This window comes from Microlunatus aurantiacus (assembly GCF_039536605.1).
In the GTDB taxonomy this organism is placed as follows: Bacteria; Actinomycetota; Actinomycetes; order Propionibacteriales; family Propionibacteriaceae; genus Microlunatus; species Microlunatus aurantiacus.
The window spans coordinates 456,722-471,951 of sequence record NZ_BAAAYX010000002.1; the positions used below are offsets into that span (position 1 = coordinate 456,722).

Below are 15,230 nucleotides of genomic sequence, written 5' to 3' on the forward strand. Positions count from 1 at the left end.
CCGTCTCTGCGTAATAGGGCATCAGTCGACTGTCACGTAGTCGGAGCCCGAGTAGTGCCCGGACAGCTGGGTGCGGCGCTGCATCAGCAGGTCGTTCAGCACCGAGGAGGCACCGAACCGGAACCAGTACGGATCCAGCCACTCCGGGCCGGCGACCTCGTGCACCGCCACCAGGTAGCGGATCGCGTCCTTGGTCGTCTTGATGCCGCCGGCCGGCTTGACCGCGCGCTGCTCGCCGGTCTGGTCCCGCCAGTCGCGGACGGCCTGCAGCATCACGTGGGTGACCGGGAGGGTGGCGGCCGGAGCGACCTTGCCGGTGGAGGTCTTGATGAAGTCCCCGCCGGCCAGCAGGGCCAGCCAGGAGGCCCGCCGGACGTTGTCGTACGTGGCCAGCTCACCGGTCTCCAAGATCACCTTGAGCCGCGCGTTCCCGCAAGCGGCCTTGACCTGCTGGATCTGGTCGAACACCACGCCGTACCGGCCGGCCAGGTAGGCACCGCGGTCGATGACCATGTCGATCTCGTCGGCCCCGGCCTGCACGGCCATCCGGGTGTCGGCCAGCTTCACCTCGACGCTGGAGCGGCCGGACGGGAACGCGGTGGCCACGGCCGCCACCTTGACCCCGCTGCCGCGCACCGTCTCCACCGCCGTCGCGGCCAGATCGGGATAGACGCACACGGCCGCGGTCCGCGGCACGTCGGGGAACTCGGGATCGGGCAGCATCGCCTTGAGGCACAGGTTGCGGACCTTGCCCTCGGTGTCGGCGCCCTCGAGCGTGGTCAGGTCCACCATCGAGATGGCGAGGTCGATGGCGGCGAGCTTGGCCGACTTCTTGATCGACCGGGTGGCCAGGGCCGCCGCCCGCTGCTCGACACCGACCGGGTCGACCCCCGGAAGACCCTCCAGGAAGCGCCGCAGCGACGTCTCGGAGCGGACCGCGTCCTCCAGGTGGGCCGGGAGGGGGACCGTCGATGTCATGGCTCGATCTTAGGCAGCCCGACCCGATCGCACAGCCTCCGCGGGGCCTGCATTCGTACGCCGGCCGGCAGGAGCTGATTGTCTACTGAGACACTGGGCAATGCCCGGGGTGCACGGCTACGTTGGCGTCCATGAGCCAGAGTTGGTCCTTCGAGACCCGTCAGATCCACGCCGGCCAGGAGCCGGACTCCGCCACCGGGGCCCGGGCGCTGCCGATCTACCAGACCACGTCGTACGTGTTCAACGACACCGACCACGCCGCGAACCTCTTCGCCCTGAAGGAGTTCGGCAACATCTACAGCCGGATCATGAACCCGACCAACGACGTGGTGGAGAAGCGACTCGCCTCGCTCGAGGGCGGCGTCGGCGGTCTGCTGACCGCCTCCGGTCAGTCGGCCGAGCTGCTGGCCCTGCTGAACGTTGCCGAGACCGGCTCCCACATCGTCGCCAGCCCGAGCCTCTACGGCGGCACCTACAACCTCCTGCACTACTCGTTCCCGAAGCTGGGGATCGAGGTCTCGTTCGTCGAGGACCCCGATGACCTCGAGTCCTGGCGGTCGGCTGTCCGGCCCAACACCAAGGCGTTCTTCGGCGAGACCATCTCCAACCCCAAGCAGGACATCCTCGACATCGAGAACGTCGCGAAGCTGGCCCACGAGGTCGGGGTGCCGCTGATCGTCGACAACACGGTGGCCACCCCGTACCTGATCCGGCCGCTGGAGTGGGGGGCCGACGTGGTCGTGCACTCGACGACCAAGTACCTCGGTGGGCACGGCACCTCGATCGGCGGCGCGATCATCGACGCCGGCCGGTTCGACTTCGCCGCGGATCCGGAGAGGTTCCCGCAGTTCAACGAACCGGACCCCAGCTACCACGGTCTGCGCTACGCCCCCGACCTGGGTGTGGGCAGCGCCCTCGGGGCGAACCTCGCTTTCATCCTCAAGGCCCGGGTCCAGCTGCTCCGCGATCTGGGGCCGGCCGCGTCGCCGTTCAACTCGTTCCTGCTGGCCCAGGGCATCGAGACCCTCAGCCTGCGGATGGAGCGGCACGTCGCCAACGCGACCCGGGTCGCCGAGTGGCTGGCCGCTCGCGACGAGGTGGAGAGCGTCGCGTACGCCGGTCTGCCCACCAGCCGCTGGTACGAGCTGGGTCAGAAGTACGCCCCGCTCGGCGCCGGGGCCGTGCTCGCCTTCGAGATCGTCGGTGGGCTGGAGGCCGGCAAGCGGTTCGTCAACGCTCTCGAGCTGCACAGCCACGTGGCCAACATCGGTGACGTGCGCTCCCTGGTGATCCACCCGGCCTCGACCACCCACAGCCAGCTCAGCGAGGCCGAGCAGCGGTCGACCGGGGTGACGCCCGGCCTGGTCCGGCTGGCCGTCGGGATCGAGAACGTCGACGACATCCTGGCCGATCTGGACGCTGGGTTCCGGGCCGCCAAGGAGGCCTGATTCCCGCCTGGCAACCCGGCGACCCGGTGGGCAACCGCCGGTTCGCCGGCCTGGGGGCCGTGCCGCTGGAGTGGTCCACCACGACGTGGTCCGAGGGCGCGCTGCCGGGGGTCCGGCTCGCGTACGAGACCTGGGGTGAGCTGTCGCCGGACCGCGACAACGCGGTGCTGGTGCTGCACGCCCTCACCGGGGACAGCCACGTCGTGGGTGCGGCCGGTCCCGGCCACCCGACCCCGGGATGGTGGGGTCACCTGATCGGACCGGGGCAGGCGCTGGACACCGATCGCTGGTTCGTGGTGGCGCCGAACATCCTCGGCGGGTGCCAGGGCTCGACCGGGCCGGCCTCGGCTGCGCCGGACGGGGAGCCCTGGGGTTCGCGGTTCCCACGGCTGACCACCCGCGACCAGGTGACCGCCGAGATCGCCCTGGCGGACGTCCTGGGCATCGACTCCTGGGCCCTGGTGCTCGGCGGCTCGGCGGGTGGCATGCGGGCGGTCGAGTGGGCGGTCACGGCGCCGGAGCGGGTCGAGCGGCTGATGCTGCTGGCCACCACGCCGGCGGCGTCGGCCGATCAGATCGCCTGGTGTCATGCGCAAGTGCGCGCGATCACCGCTGACCCCGCCTGGGCGGGTGGGGATTTCGCTCGAGGTGCTGGTGACGGCCGCAGGTCGGGGCCGGTCGCCGGGCTGGCGGTGGCGCGGCAGATCGCCCACATCACCTACCGCTCGGCCGACGAGCTCGCGGTCCGCTTCGGTCGCTCGGACCAGGCCGGCGAAGCGGTCTCCGCGGGTGGACGGTACGCGGTCGAGAGCTATCTCGACCATCACGGGGACAAGCTGGTCGGCCGCTTCGACGCCGGCTCGTACGTGATCTTGACCGACGCCATGAACAGTCACGACGTCGGACGCGATCGGGGTGGGATCGAGGCGGCGCTGGCCCGGGTGACCGCCAGGACGGTGGTCGCCGGCATCGGCTCCGACCGCCTCTATCCGGTGGCTCAGAGCGAGCGGCTCGCCGCCGGCATCACCGGAGCCGACCCGCTGGTGATCATCCACTCCGACCACGGTCACGACGGCTTCCTGATCGAGGTCGACGCGGTGGCCGGGCTGGTCGCCGGTCTGCTGGACGAGGCTCCGGTGCGGACCGGGCGGCTGCCGTGACGGGACAGGTGCTCTGGCTCTACGGCGCCGACGCCGTCGGCAAGTCCGCCGTGGGCTGGGAGGCGTACGCGATCCTGGCCCAGGCGGCGGCGGCGGGGGGTGCGGCGGGGGAGCCGGTGGCGTACGTGGACACGGACTACCTGGGCTTCTGTTCACCGGCGCCCGCCGACCAGGCCGCGCTGGTGGCGCACAACTTGGCCGCCGTGTGGGCAGGCTTCGCCGCTGCAGGCGCCCGCCGGCTGGTGGTGTCCGGCATCGTGGTGACGGTCGAGGACCGTGGCCGGTTCGAGCAGGCGATCCCCGGAGCGACGTTCACCTTCTGCCGGCTGACCGCACGAGCCGACACCGTACGAGCCCGGATCCTGCTGCGCCGCGAGGTGGAGGAGCGCAGCCGCGGCTCCGAGCTGTCGGCGGAGGCCCGGGCCGAGCTGGGGGCGTACGGCGACCGGAGTGTCGCCTTCGCCGAGTTGCTGAAGCGGCCCGGGTGGGAGGACTTCGCGGTGGCCACCGACGACCGGGCCCCCGGCAGTGATCGCTGAGGAGGTCGTCGACCGGTGGCGAGCGCAGGATCGTGGTGCGCCGGTCGGCTGAGTGCTGGCTCGTGCCCGAGGACGGGATTCATCCAGCACGCTCCCGTGGGTGATGGTCGTCGATGACAGCCTCCTGCAGCAGACCCCAGGCGAACGTGTGTCGCAGGGTGCCGGTGTCCTCAGCCGACGGCAGCCACAGCACGGTGCGGCTGGTGATGGTGTCGTCGCGGTGGCGGACGCGCTGCGCGGCCACGTCGGCCACCACCAGCGACCACGGTTCCGGTGGTGGGTCGGCGGACGGCAGCATGGGCTCCCGGGCGCGGACCTGGACGAGCTCGCTCTGCCACACCGTCCCGTCCGGTGCACTGAGCACGCACCAGCGCAGGTCCGGCCACAGGTAGGGAAGTCGCCAGCGCACCTCGCGGACGGCTCCGTACGCGGTCTCGTGCTCCGCGTCGGACTCCGGCAGGCCCAGGGCGGCGCGGTAGCCGGCGATCCCGTGATCGAAGCGCGCGGAGCGCAGCAGCTGCTGCCACCGGTGGTGAGCGGCGCGCTGGTGCTCACGGGTGGCCCCCATCGCGGCACGAGCATCGCGGACCAGACCAGGTTGGAAGTCCTCCATCCGACGCAGCAGCATCAGCTGGAACTCCCAGGGTCCGAAGTCGCGCACGCTCAGGCGGCCTTCTGGTTCTCGGAGGCGCGCACAGGCATGCGGAAGAGGGCCTGGACGGCTTCGTGACGGTCGTACCGTTCGCCGCGCCAGCCAGGTTGGATCCGTTGGGCGTCGGGGTGGTGGAAGCCGGTCACGGTGGTGATCATGCTCAGCCGCTGTCGGTGCTGGTCCTCGGCGCGGTTTCGGTCGGCGTGCTGAGTGAGGAAGTTCAGCAGGCCCTCGGCGGTGTACCAGTCGCGGTGGGGTGTCCCGTCGGGCATCCGGAACTCCCAGCTGCCGGGTCCGCTAGCGGGGTGGGTTCGGTGGATGGTCATCTGGCCTTCGTGGACGGCCGTGTGGTGGAACTGGCAGAGCAGGATCAGGTTGTCCAAGTCGGTGGGGCCGCCATCGGCCCAGTGGATGAGGTGGTGGGCTTTCAGGTGACGGGACTGGTGGCAGCCGGTGAACTGGCAGCGGGCCTGGTCGCGGATGATCAGGGCGCGGCGTTGGGTGCGGCTGACCAGGCGGTGGGTGCGGCCGAGGGCGAGGACTCCGCGGTGGCGATCGAGGACGGCGCCGAGGAGGTCGCTGTCGCAGGCGAGTCTGCGAGCGGTCTCGGCTTCGATGCCGCTGAGCCCCTGGACGTGGCAGGTCGGTTGCCGGGCGGGTGTGGGAGGAAGGGGTGGCGAGGCGGCCTGTGGCAGCGACGACGTTCCCGCGGGAACGTCTCCGACGGGTTCGACCGCGGAGCCGCCGTCGCTGCTGAGCTGGTCGAGCCCCACGTGGACGACGACCAGCGTGCGATCCTCACCCGAACGGTCCTCGGGAGCGGTCTGCAAGAACCCTCGGGCGACATCGAGGATCCCATCGGCCGAGGTGTAAGCCGGCGCGGTGTCGGTGTCGGTGTCGGTGTCGGTGTCGGCGTCGGCATCGGTAGGTGGTGGGCTGCCGAACTGGTCCTGGGCGGCGGCGATCGCCGCCAGCAGCACGGCGGCCTCCTCCTTCGGCAGCCGGAGGCGCAGGTCGATGGTGCCGTTCTCGCGCTCGGTCCAGGTCAGGCCGCGGTCGCGCCCCTGATGGATCCGGGTGCCGGCGGCGGTGCGATAGCCGGAGACGGTCCTGGCGAGCTGCGCCGCCGTAGCAGTGAGAGCGAGCTCGCACAGCTCGGCGTCATCGACCAGATCGACCACCCGGGTGGCCTCGCGGACCTTCGAGTACGACAGACGGCCTTCGCGGAACGCCTGACGGATCGTGGGCATCCGACGCAGGGCGCGGGCGACGCGGACGTGTTCGCGAGCGGTGCCGGGGGACATGGAGCAGGCCCAGGACAGCCAGTGCGCGAGGGACTTGACGCCGTCCCACCAGCGGACAGCGTCACCGGCGTCGAACTCGCCGATCAGCTCGATCAGCTGACACTCCGACTGCGCCGCCACGGAAGCGGCCGCGCAGATCTTCCCGGCCAACGCATCCGCCGACGACTCGTCGAGCGCCTCGTCCGACATCTCCTGACCACCCTTCGCCCAGAATCGATCACCTGTGCGAAACTCTACCGACCGGCACTGACACTGCGACCGGGGCCGGCGTCGCTACCGAGGCCGACACCGCGATCGGCTCTCCGATCGGGTACGTAGCCGGCCCACCGCCCGGGACGTCGTCAGCTGAAGGCGGCGACTCCGGTCAGGGCCTGGCCGATCACCAGCTGGTGGACCTCGGAGGTGCCCTCGTACGTCAGCACCGACTCCAGGTTGTTGGCGTGCCGCAGCACCGGGTACTCCAGGGTCACGCCGTTGGCGCCGAGGATCGTCCGGCACTCCCGCGCGATGGCCAGGGACTCGCGGACGCTGTTCAGCTTGCCGAGACTGACCTGACGCGGGTCCAGCCGGTCGTCGTCCTTCAGCCGGCCCAGGTGCAGGGCCAGCAGGAAGCCCTTCTGCAGCTCCAGGGCCATGTCGGCGAGCTTGGCCTGGGTCAGCTGGAACGACGACAGCGGCCGGTCGAAGACCTCGCGGGTGTCGGCGTAGTCGAGTGCGGTCTCCAGGCAGTCGCGGGCTGCGCCCAGAGCGCCGAACACGATGCCGAACCGGGCTTCGTTCAAGCAGGACAGGGGTCCCTTGAGTCCGACCACGTCCGGGAAGACGGCGTCGGCGGGCAACCGGACGTCCTCCAGCACCAGCTCGGAGGTGATCGACGCCCGCAGCGACAGCTTCTTGGTGATCTTGGGGGCCGAGAACCCGGGGGTGTCGGTCGGGACCACGAAGCCGCGGATGCCGGCCGGGTGATCATGGTCGGCGTCGGCCTTCGCCCACACCACCGCGACGTCGGCGACGGAGCCGTTGGTGATCCACATCTTGGTGCCGTTGAGCACCCAGTCGTCACCCTCCCGCCGGGCCTGAGTCCGCATCCCCGACGGGTTGGAGCCGAAGTCGGCCTCGGTCAGGCCGAAGCAGCCGATCTTCTCCCCGGCGGCCAGGTCCGGCAGCCAGGTCTGCTTCTGCTCCTCACTGCCCCAGCGCCAGACCGCGAACATGGCCAGTGATCCCTGCACCGAGACCAGGCTCCGGACCCCTGAGTCACCGGCCTCCAGCTCCAGGCAGGCGAGACCGTACGAGACGGCGTTGGTGCCGGCGCAGCCGTAGCCGGTCAGGTGCATCCCCAGCAGCCCCAGCGACCCGGCCTCCTTGACGATGCCGAGGTCGATGTCGCCGCGCTCGTACCAGTCGGCCACGAACGGCTTCACCCGCTGGTCCACGAACTCGCGGACCGTGGCCTGGATGTCACGCTCGTCGTCGGAGAGCAGGTGGTCGATCTTGAGCAGGTCCAGGGGAGTGGTTCCGGTCATCTACGGTCCATTCCGGCCACCAAATGGGCGGCCTTCTCGATGTCATCCTCGCCCAGCAGCACGTGCTGGGCAGCGGTTCCCAACGGTACGAAGGAGTTCAGGCTCGACACCCGCCGGAGCGGACCGGTGAACCCGTGCTCGACCAGACCGGTGACCACGCCCTCGCCGACCCCCCCATCATGCCGGGTCTCGTCGACCACCAGCACCCGACCGGTCAGCTGGGCCTCGACCAGGGCGTCCTCGATCGGCAGCGGTGCCAGCCAACGCAGGTCGCAGACCCGGGCGGTGATGCCCTGGTGCCGGAGCCGTTCGGCCACCCGCAGACTCATCCGGACGCCGTTGCCGAAGGTGATCATGGTCAGGTCGGCCCCGTGCGGGCCGTGGCTGCGGGACCGGCCGATCGGGGCGTGCCGGTCGTCGTCGACGGTCAACCAGCCCTCGTCACCGGGGGTGTGCAGATCACGTGAGTGGTAGAGAGCGATCGGCTCCAGCATGACGCAGACCGTTCCGTCGGTCGCGGCGGTGGCCACGCAGGTCCGCAGCAGGGCGGCGGCGTCGTCCCCCCGGCTGGGGCAGGCCACCACCAGACCGGGGATGTCGCGCAGCACGCCCACGGCGTTGTCGTTGTGGAAGTGCCCGCCGAAGCCCTTCTGGTACGCGAGTCCCGCGATCCGCACCACGAGCGGGTTCCGGTACCGGCCCGAGGAGAAGAAGGACAGCGACGCCGCCTCGCCGCGCAGCTGGTCCTCGGCGTTGTGCAGGTAGGCCAGGTACTGGATCTCCGGGATCGGCAGCAGTCCCGCCAACCCGGCGCCGAGTCCGAGTCCGAGGATCGACTGCTCGTCGAGGAGGGTGTCGAAGACCCGTGCTCGGCCGAACCGGCGGGCCAGCCCACGGGTCACGCCGTAGACCCCGCCCTTCGCGCCGACGTCCTCACCGAACACGGTGACCCGGGAGTCGGCCTCGAGCAGCTCCGCCAGGGTCGCGTTGATCGACTCGGCCAGGGTGCGGCCGGGTCGCGGTCGCACCTGGTCCTCGGGCGGTCGCCATCGTGCCACGGTGCCTTCGACCTCGTCGGGCCGGCGCGGGGACAGCGGCTCCATCACCTGGGCCGAGGATCGCAGCAGGGGAGCGTCGGCCAGCGCCGCGATGGCGGCCTCGACCTCCTCACGGACGCCGTCGACCCGTGCCATGAGCTCGCTGACCGGGACCCCCCGCCGGCGCAGCGCGCGGGCGGCACCCAGGATCGGATCGGCAGCCAGCTCGGCCTCCACCGTCGCGGGGCTGCGGTAGGAGATCTCCACGTCGCTGCCGGCGTGGCCGAGGTAGCGCACGGTGCGGAGATGAAGGAACACCGGCGTCCGTCGCCGCCGGGCGACCGCCACCGCCTGCTCGATCGCGGGCCGCGCAGTCTCGGGGTCGGCGCCGTCGACGGCGATGTAGGCCAGACCGGGGCGCGAGCCGTACGCGTGCTCGATCCAGCCGGCCGGCGTCGGCACCGAGATGCCCAGACCGTTGTCCTCGCAGAGGAACAGCAGCGGCACGGGCAGCCCACGGAAGGAGGCGTTGAGCGCGCTGTTGATCGCTCCCGTCGCCGTGGAGTGGTTCGCCGAGGCGTCGCCGAACGAGCACACCACGACGCTGTCCGCCGGCCACTCCGACGCCACCCCGAGTCGATGCGCCCGGGACAGGGACAGAGCCAAGCCGACCGCCCGGGGGAGGTGCGAGGCGATGGTCGACGTCTGGGGGATGATGGCCAGCTCGCCGTGCCCGAACACCTTGTGCCGTCCACCGGCGATCGGCTCGTCGGCCGCCCCGAGCAGACCGTGGAGGACATCGCGGACCGGTGTCGAGCCGGGCACCTGAGCGGCGCGGGCGCAGTAGAAGCCGCCCGAGCGGTAGTGCAGCAGGGCCGGGTCGGTCGGCCGCAGGGCCAGCGCCACCAGGGCGTTCGCCTCGTGCCCGGCCGAGGAGATGGTGTAGAAACCACGACCCTGCCGTTGGAGCCGGCGCGCCGCCAGGTCGAGCTCCCGACTGCGCAGCTGCGCTTCGTACAGGCCCCACCACCACGCCGACCCCGAGGTGTCGGGCGCCGTGGTCGCTCGACCGGCCGCAGGGTCGGGCAACTCTGCGACCGCGGCGCGCAGGTGCGCGTCGAGTGCTTCGTCAGGACTGGGAGCCATCAGTAGCAGGGGATCAGCCGTCGAGCCGGAAGTCCAGCTCCGGGACGAGCTCGACCACGTCCATCTGCGCCTTCTGCAACCGACCCGAGAAGTCCCAGTTGACCGACTGCCAGCGGGTCACCTGATCGAGCACCCAGATGCCGGACTGCCGCGACCCGTTGCCCGACTTGCCGTTGCCGCCGAACGGCAGGTGCGCCTCGGCGCCCGAGGTCGAGTTGTTGATCGACACCATGCCGGCCCCGATGCCGTCGCGGAAGGCGAACGCCTCCTGCGGATCGGAGGTGTAGATGGCCGACGACAACCCGTAGCCGGGGGCGTTGGCCAGCTCGATGGCCTCGGCCAGCGACTGGTAGGTGGTCACGCCGACGATCGGGCCGAAGGTCTCCTCCTCGAACAGCCGGTCCCCTCGGCGGACGCCGTCGACGACCACGGGGTGGTAGAAGAGCCCGTCGCCGACCTCGCCGACGAAGCCGTGCCGCGGGTTGTCGCCGCTGATCCGGCCGACGGCGCCCTGCGGCCGGTGGTGCGGCTGGAGCCAGTCCAGGTACTCCTCGTAGCGGTCGGCGAACTTCGCGTCCAGCATCGGGCCCATCAGCACGTCCTGGGTCGGGTCACCCACCCGGGCCGCGGAGACGGCCGCGTTGAAGCGGCACAGGAACTCCTCGTGCACCGACGCGTGCACGATCACCGTGCCCAGGCTGGTGCAGCGCTGGCCACCGGTGCCGAAGCCGGAGAACAGCGCACCCTCCACGGCGAGATCGAGATCGGCGCTCGGGGTCACGACGAGCGGGTTCTTGCCGCCCAGCTCCAGGCACGCGGTCTGCAGGTGGCGTCCGGTCAGCGCGCCGATCTCCCGCCCGACGGCCGACGAGCCGGTGAAGCCGACCTTGTCGACGAAGCCCGCCTCCAGAGCCTCGTCCAGACCGGCGAAGGTCGCCGCTCCGTCGGCGTGCACGATGTTCAGCACCCCGTCCGGCAGCCCGCCACCGCGGACGAACAGCTCGTGGAAGGCGGCTGCGCTGGCCGCGGCGTACTCCGCCGGCTTCCAGACCACCGTGTTCCCGGCCAGCAGCGCGGGCACGATGTACCAGGACGGGACCGCGACCGGGAAGTTGCCGGCCGTGATGATCGCCATCGTGCCGACCGGCTTGCGGAAGGTGAACAGCTGCTTGTCCGGCATCTCGCTGGGCACGGTCTGCCCGTAGAGGCGCCGACCCTCCCCCAGGAAGAAGTCGCAGGTGTCGACGATCTCGCGGACCTCCCCGAGCGCCTCGGCGTACGGCTTGCCGATCTCGGCGGTGACGATCCGGGCCAGGGCCTCGGCGTTGGCCTCGATCAGCCGGCCGATCTGGGCGATGGCGCGACCGCGGACCGGAGCCGGGACCGCGGCCCAGCCGGCCTGGGCCTTGTGGGCCGACTCCGCCGCCCCGAGGAAGACCGACGCGTCGGCCAGGCTGACCTCGGCGACGACCTCGTCGGGACGGGCCGGGTTGCTGCTGGTGATCATGGTCGAGCCCGTGACGGGCTGCCCGTCGACGACCGAGGTGACCGTACGGCTGGTGCTCACTTGCTGTTCTCCTGTGGGGTGTTCACCGGCACGGCGTGCCGGGAGAGGACGCGGCCGACGGACCGGGCCACCGCCGAGGTGGCCTCGTCGATCTCGTCGGTGCTGACCGAGAGGGCGGGCCGGAACCGGAGCGACCGCTCGCCGCAGGCCAGCACGATCACGTGCTCGTGGTCGTGCAGATCGGCGACCACCTCGTCGCGCAGGGTCCGCTCGGCCAGGTCGAGGGCCAGGAACAGGCCCCGTCCGCGGGCGTTGCCGACCCGGTCGGGGTGGGCCTCGGCGACGGCGCGCAGGCCGGCCAGGAACTGCTCGCCCTTGCCCGCCGCGGCCTCGATCAGGCCCTCGGTCTCGATGATCTCCAGGATCCGGCGGGACCGGACCATGTCGACCAGACCGCCGCCCCAGGTGGAGTTGATCCGTCCGGAGACGGCGAACACGTTGTCGGCGACCTCGTCCACCCGGCCGCCGGCCATCACGCCACCGAGCTGCACCTTCTTGGAGAAGGCGACCACGTCGGGCTGCACACCGAGCTGCTGGTAGGCCCAGGCGGTGCCGGTGGTGCCGAGCCCGGTCTGCACCTCGTCGAAGATCATCAACGCGTCGTGATCATGGACGAGTTGCGCCATCCGCCGGAAGAACTCGGGTCGGATGTGGTTGTCGCCACCCTCGCCCTGGATCGGCTCGGCGATGAAGGCGGCGATGTCGTGCGGGTGGGCCTCGAACGCCGCTTTCGCTTGTGCGTAGGCGTGATCCTCGGCCGCCTCGATCTCGGCCAGGTGCTCCTCGATCGGGAAGGTGATGGCCGGTACGTCGATCCGCGGCCAGTCGAACGTCGGGAACCGGGCCGTCTTGATCGGTTCGGTGTTGGTCAGCGACATGGTGTAGCCGCTGCGTCCGTGGAAGGCCCGGGTCAGGTGCATGATCTTGGTCCCGAGCTCGGGGGACCGGCCGGCGGCCTCGTTCTGTCGGCTCTTCCAGTCGAAGGCGATCTTGAGCGCGTTCTCGACCGCCAGCGCCCCGCCCTCGACGAAGAACAGGTGGGGGAGGGCGGGGTCACCCACCACGCGGGTGAATGTCTCGACGAACTCCGCGTACGCGGTCGTGTACATGTCCGGGTTGGCCGGCTTGTTCACCGCGACCTGCGCGAGCTCCGCCATGAACGCCGGGTCGTCGACGATGCCGGCCGGGTTGAGCCCGAGCGGGGCCGAGGCGAAGAACGTGTACATGTCCAGGTAGCGCTGCCCGGAGCGGGCATCGACGATGCGGGAGCCGCGACTGGCCTGGAGATCCAGCACCAGCTTCATCCCGTCGGTCAGCACGTGGGCCGCCAACGACGCGTGGACCTCGTCGGGACTGATCTGGACACGTTCGGCCATCGGGCACCTCCTCGTCGGGGCGAGCAGACTCGCCAGAACTTCGATACCGAAGATCGTAGCGTCAAACTCGGTAGCGGCGCCAATATTCGCAGCCTGGGTGTCGATCAGGGTCAAGGTCTCTCGCTGCGGGCGACCCAGGTTCTCGGTGTCGTCGAACGGGGTCCACGCACCCGATGCTTGGCGGCCTCGATCACGGCCCAGCCGGATGATCGACGCTATCGCCGGGCACCGACAGCCGGGGCGGAGCCGTGGAGGACGACGAGCTGCTGGGTCGCCCTGGTCATGGCCACGTACGTGTCGACCGCGGCCAGGACCACCCGCGCGTCCTGCCCGTGCCGGGAACCCGGGTCGCCGGCGCCCCAGGTCTCCGGCTCGATCAGCACCACCAGGTCGAACTCCAGACCCTTGGCCAGCTCGGGGGTGAGCCGCCGAACCCGTTCCGACGAGGCGCCGAGTCCGGTCGCCACCCCCGTCGCGGCGATGACGGCCGCGATGCCGTCGGGGTGCTCGGCCAGCCAGGACCCCACGACGGCATCGAGCTCGGCGGTCGATCCGTGACGGACGCCGATCCCACCGCGCCGGACGGAGGTCGGCACGTTCGCGTCCGGGCGCACGGCCCTGATCACCGGCTCGGCCTCGGCCATCACCTCCTCGGGAGTCCGGTAGTTGATGGTCAGCCGGGCCTGGCTGATGCGGGTCAGACCGACCCGGTCCAGCCGCTCGGCCCAGGACTCGGGGAAGCCGCGACGGGCCTGCGCGCGGTCCCCGACGACGGTGAAGCTTCCGGACGGACAGCGCCGCCGCAGCATCTGCCACTCAGCGTCGGTCAGCTCCTGCGCCTCGTCGACCACGACGTGGGCGAACGGCCCGGCCAGCAGGTCGGGGTCGGGCTCGGCCAGGCCGTCGGTGTGGACCAGCGCGGACTGGAGGTCCTCGCCCTTCAGCATGATCAGGTCGTCGCCGGGGTCGACGACGGCGTCGAGGAGGTGGCCGATGACGTCGTCCAGATAGGCACGTTCGGCGGCGACCGCGGCCTCCCGCTGCCGGGATCGACGCGCGGTCGCGGGATCCCCGAGCCGACGTCGGGCTGCGTCCAGCAGCGGCAGGTCCGAGACGGTCCAGGCGTCCGGAGCGCTCCGCTGCAGCCGGGCGATCTCGTCGCTGCCCAGCCAGGGCGCGCACCGGCGGAGGTACGCGGGCACCGACCACAGGTCGGCGACGAGGTCGGTCGGCTCGATCAGCGTCCAGGCCCGGGTGAAGGTCTCGGTCAGCTCGTCGTCCAGCCGCAGCGCGGAGCGGAACGCGTCCGGCGAGAAGTCCTCCAGCTCGTCGTGGTCCAGCTGGTCGGCCACGGTCGCCACGAGTGCCTCCCAGACCTGGTCGCGGGCGAGGTTGTGCGGCAGGCCCGGATCGGGGGAGGCGAACGCCTCGGCCCAGTCGTCGGGACCGATCTCGACCTCGCCCCAGGGCGTCTCGACGGTCAGCGACCGGGTCGGCGGCTCCTCGTACAGGGCGACCGCCGGCTCGATGGCGGACACCAGCTGCGCGGAGGCCTTGAGCCGTGCCACCTCCGGCTCCGTCTCCTCGACGGCGACCGCCCCCTCGCCCACGAGGTCCCGCAGCGTGCAGGTCTGCACCCCTTCCTCACCCAGTCCGGGCAGCACGTCGGCCACGTACGCCAGGTAGGGGCGGTGGGGTCCGACGAACAGCACCCCGCCCCGGCGGTCGTCGACGTGCGGGTCGGCGTAGAGCAGGTAGGCGGCGCGGTGCAGGGCGACCACGGTCTTGCCGGTGCCGGGTCCGCCGTCGACGACGAGCGCACCGCGGGACGAGGCCCTGATGATCGCGTCCTGGTCGGTGGCGATGGTGGCCAGCACGTCGCGCATCTGCGGGGACCGGCTGCTGCCCAGACTGGCGATGAAGGCGGACTGGTCGTCCAGCGCGGCGTGCCCGGCCAGACCGTCGGAGATGAACACCTCGTCCCAGTAGTCGGTGATCCGGCCCTGGTCCCACCGGTAGCGGCGGCGGCTGGCCAGACCGAGCGGACGGGCGTGCGTGGCGGCGAAGAACGGCTCGGCGGCGTCGGCGCGCCAGTCGATCAGCAACCGCCGCCCTCCCGCGTCGCTCAGGCCGATCCGACCGATGTACACGGGGTCGGTGTCGTCGGCGTACACGAGCTTGCCCAGGCAGAGGTCCAGGCCGAAGCGTCGGAGCAGCCGCAGCCGGGAGCTCAGGCGGTGGATCTCCCGGTCCCGGTCGGCGGCGGCCCGCCCGACCCCGCCGGGCGAGGCCCGGAGCGCGCCGAGTCGTTCTCCCAGCGAGGAGATCTGGGCCGCCAGGGTGGCCGTCACCGTGGACAGGTGCTCGCGGTCGCCACCGATCATCTCCGGATCGGCCTTGGCGGCCAGGCGGTCGGGCAGGGCGAACGGGGAGTCGATGTCGGTCGGCGGGGGTCTCACACGTGGCTCCTGGAAGTGACGAGGCCAGGATTGTGCCG

At 71.2% G+C, this 15,230-nt stretch carries 11 protein-coding genes; 3 read left to right on the forward strand and 8 right to left on the reverse strand.

Annotated features, from left to right (window positions below; all coding sequences use genetic code 11):
- Positions 1 to 21 precede the first annotated feature (21 nt).
- On the reverse strand, positions 22 to 978 hold the full coding sequence (deoC, locus tag ABD714_RS02265) for a deoxyribose-phosphate aldolase (RefSeq protein ID WP_344810636.1): 957 nt from the start codon (positions 976 to 978) through the stop codon (positions 22 to 24).
- 131 nt (positions 979 to 1,109) lie between these two features.
- Between deoC and ABD714_RS02270 the strand changes: the two genes are divergently transcribed.
- The 3 genes from ABD714_RS02270 to ABD714_RS02280 are packed head-to-tail and all read left to right on the forward strand — an operon-like array spanning position 1,110 to position 4,125.
- A complete protein-coding gene (locus ABD714_RS02270) occupies positions 1,110 to 2,426 on the forward strand; it encodes a bifunctional o-acetylhomoserine/o-acetylserine sulfhydrylase (protein ID WP_344810637.1) in 1,317 nt (438 codons plus the stop codon).
- A 26-nt stretch (positions 2,427 to 2,452) separates the two neighbouring features.
- A complete protein-coding gene (metX, locus tag ABD714_RS02275) occupies positions 2,453 to 3,586 on the forward strand; it encodes a homoserine O-acetyltransferase MetX (RefSeq protein WP_344810638.1) in 1,134 nt (377 codons plus the stop codon).
- Positions 3,583 to 4,125 (forward strand): hypothetical protein, encoded by a 543-nt coding sequence (locus ABD714_RS02280; RefSeq protein ID WP_344810639.1) that lies wholly within the window; start codon positions 3,583 to 3,585, stop codon positions 4,123 to 4,125. The genes metX and ABD714_RS02280 overlap by 4 nt, the downstream gene beginning before the upstream one ends.
- Before the next feature lie 79 nt (positions 4,126 to 4,204).
- On the opposite strand, the gene ABD714_RS02285 is transcribed toward ABD714_RS02280, so the two are convergent.
- The 7 genes from ABD714_RS02285 to helR form a co-directional block, all read right to left on the reverse strand.
- Positions 4,205 to 4,786: a hypothetical protein gene (locus tag ABD714_RS02285; protein WP_344810640.1), complete on the reverse strand. Its 582-nt coding sequence runs from the start codon at positions 4,784 to 4,786 to the stop codon at positions 4,205 to 4,207.
- A 2-nt stretch (positions 4,787 to 4,788) separates the two neighbouring features.
- Positions 4,789 to 6,270, reverse strand: coding sequence for an HNH endonuclease (locus ABD714_RS02290; RefSeq protein ID WP_344810641.1), 1,482 nt, complete (start codon positions 6,268 to 6,270; stop codon positions 4,789 to 4,791).
- A gap of 152 nt (positions 6,271 to 6,422) precedes the next feature.
- Positions 6,423 to 7,607, reverse strand: a complete 1,185-nt coding sequence (locus ABD714_RS02295; protein ID WP_344810642.1) for an acyl-CoA dehydrogenase family protein — start codon at positions 7,605 to 7,607, stop codon at positions 6,423 to 6,425.
- Positions 7,604 to 9,790, reverse strand: coding sequence for a dehydrogenase E1 component subunit alpha/beta (locus ABD714_RS02300; RefSeq protein WP_344810643.1), 2,187 nt, complete (start codon positions 9,788 to 9,790; stop codon positions 7,604 to 7,606). The genes ABD714_RS02295 and ABD714_RS02300 overlap by 4 nt, the downstream gene beginning before the upstream one ends.
- Before the next feature lie 13 nt (positions 9,791 to 9,803).
- Positions 9,804 to 11,357: an aldehyde dehydrogenase family protein gene (locus ABD714_RS02305; protein ID WP_344810644.1), complete on the reverse strand. Its 1,554-nt coding sequence runs from the start codon at positions 11,355 to 11,357 to the stop codon at positions 9,804 to 9,806.
- Complete coding sequence (lat, locus tag ABD714_RS02310; RefSeq protein WP_344810645.1) at positions 11,354 to 12,733, reverse strand: L-lysine 6-transaminase; 1,380 nt, start codon at positions 12,731 to 12,733, stop codon at positions 11,354 to 11,356. The genes ABD714_RS02305 and lat overlap by 4 nt, the downstream gene beginning before the upstream one ends.
- Before the next feature lie 215 nt (positions 12,734 to 12,948).
- On the reverse strand, positions 12,949 to 15,192 hold the full coding sequence (gene helR, locus ABD714_RS02315) for an RNA polymerase recycling motor ATPase HelR (RefSeq protein ID WP_344810646.1): 2,244 nt from the start codon (positions 15,190 to 15,192) through the stop codon (positions 12,949 to 12,951).
- Positions 15,193 to 15,230 lie beyond the last annotated feature (38 nt).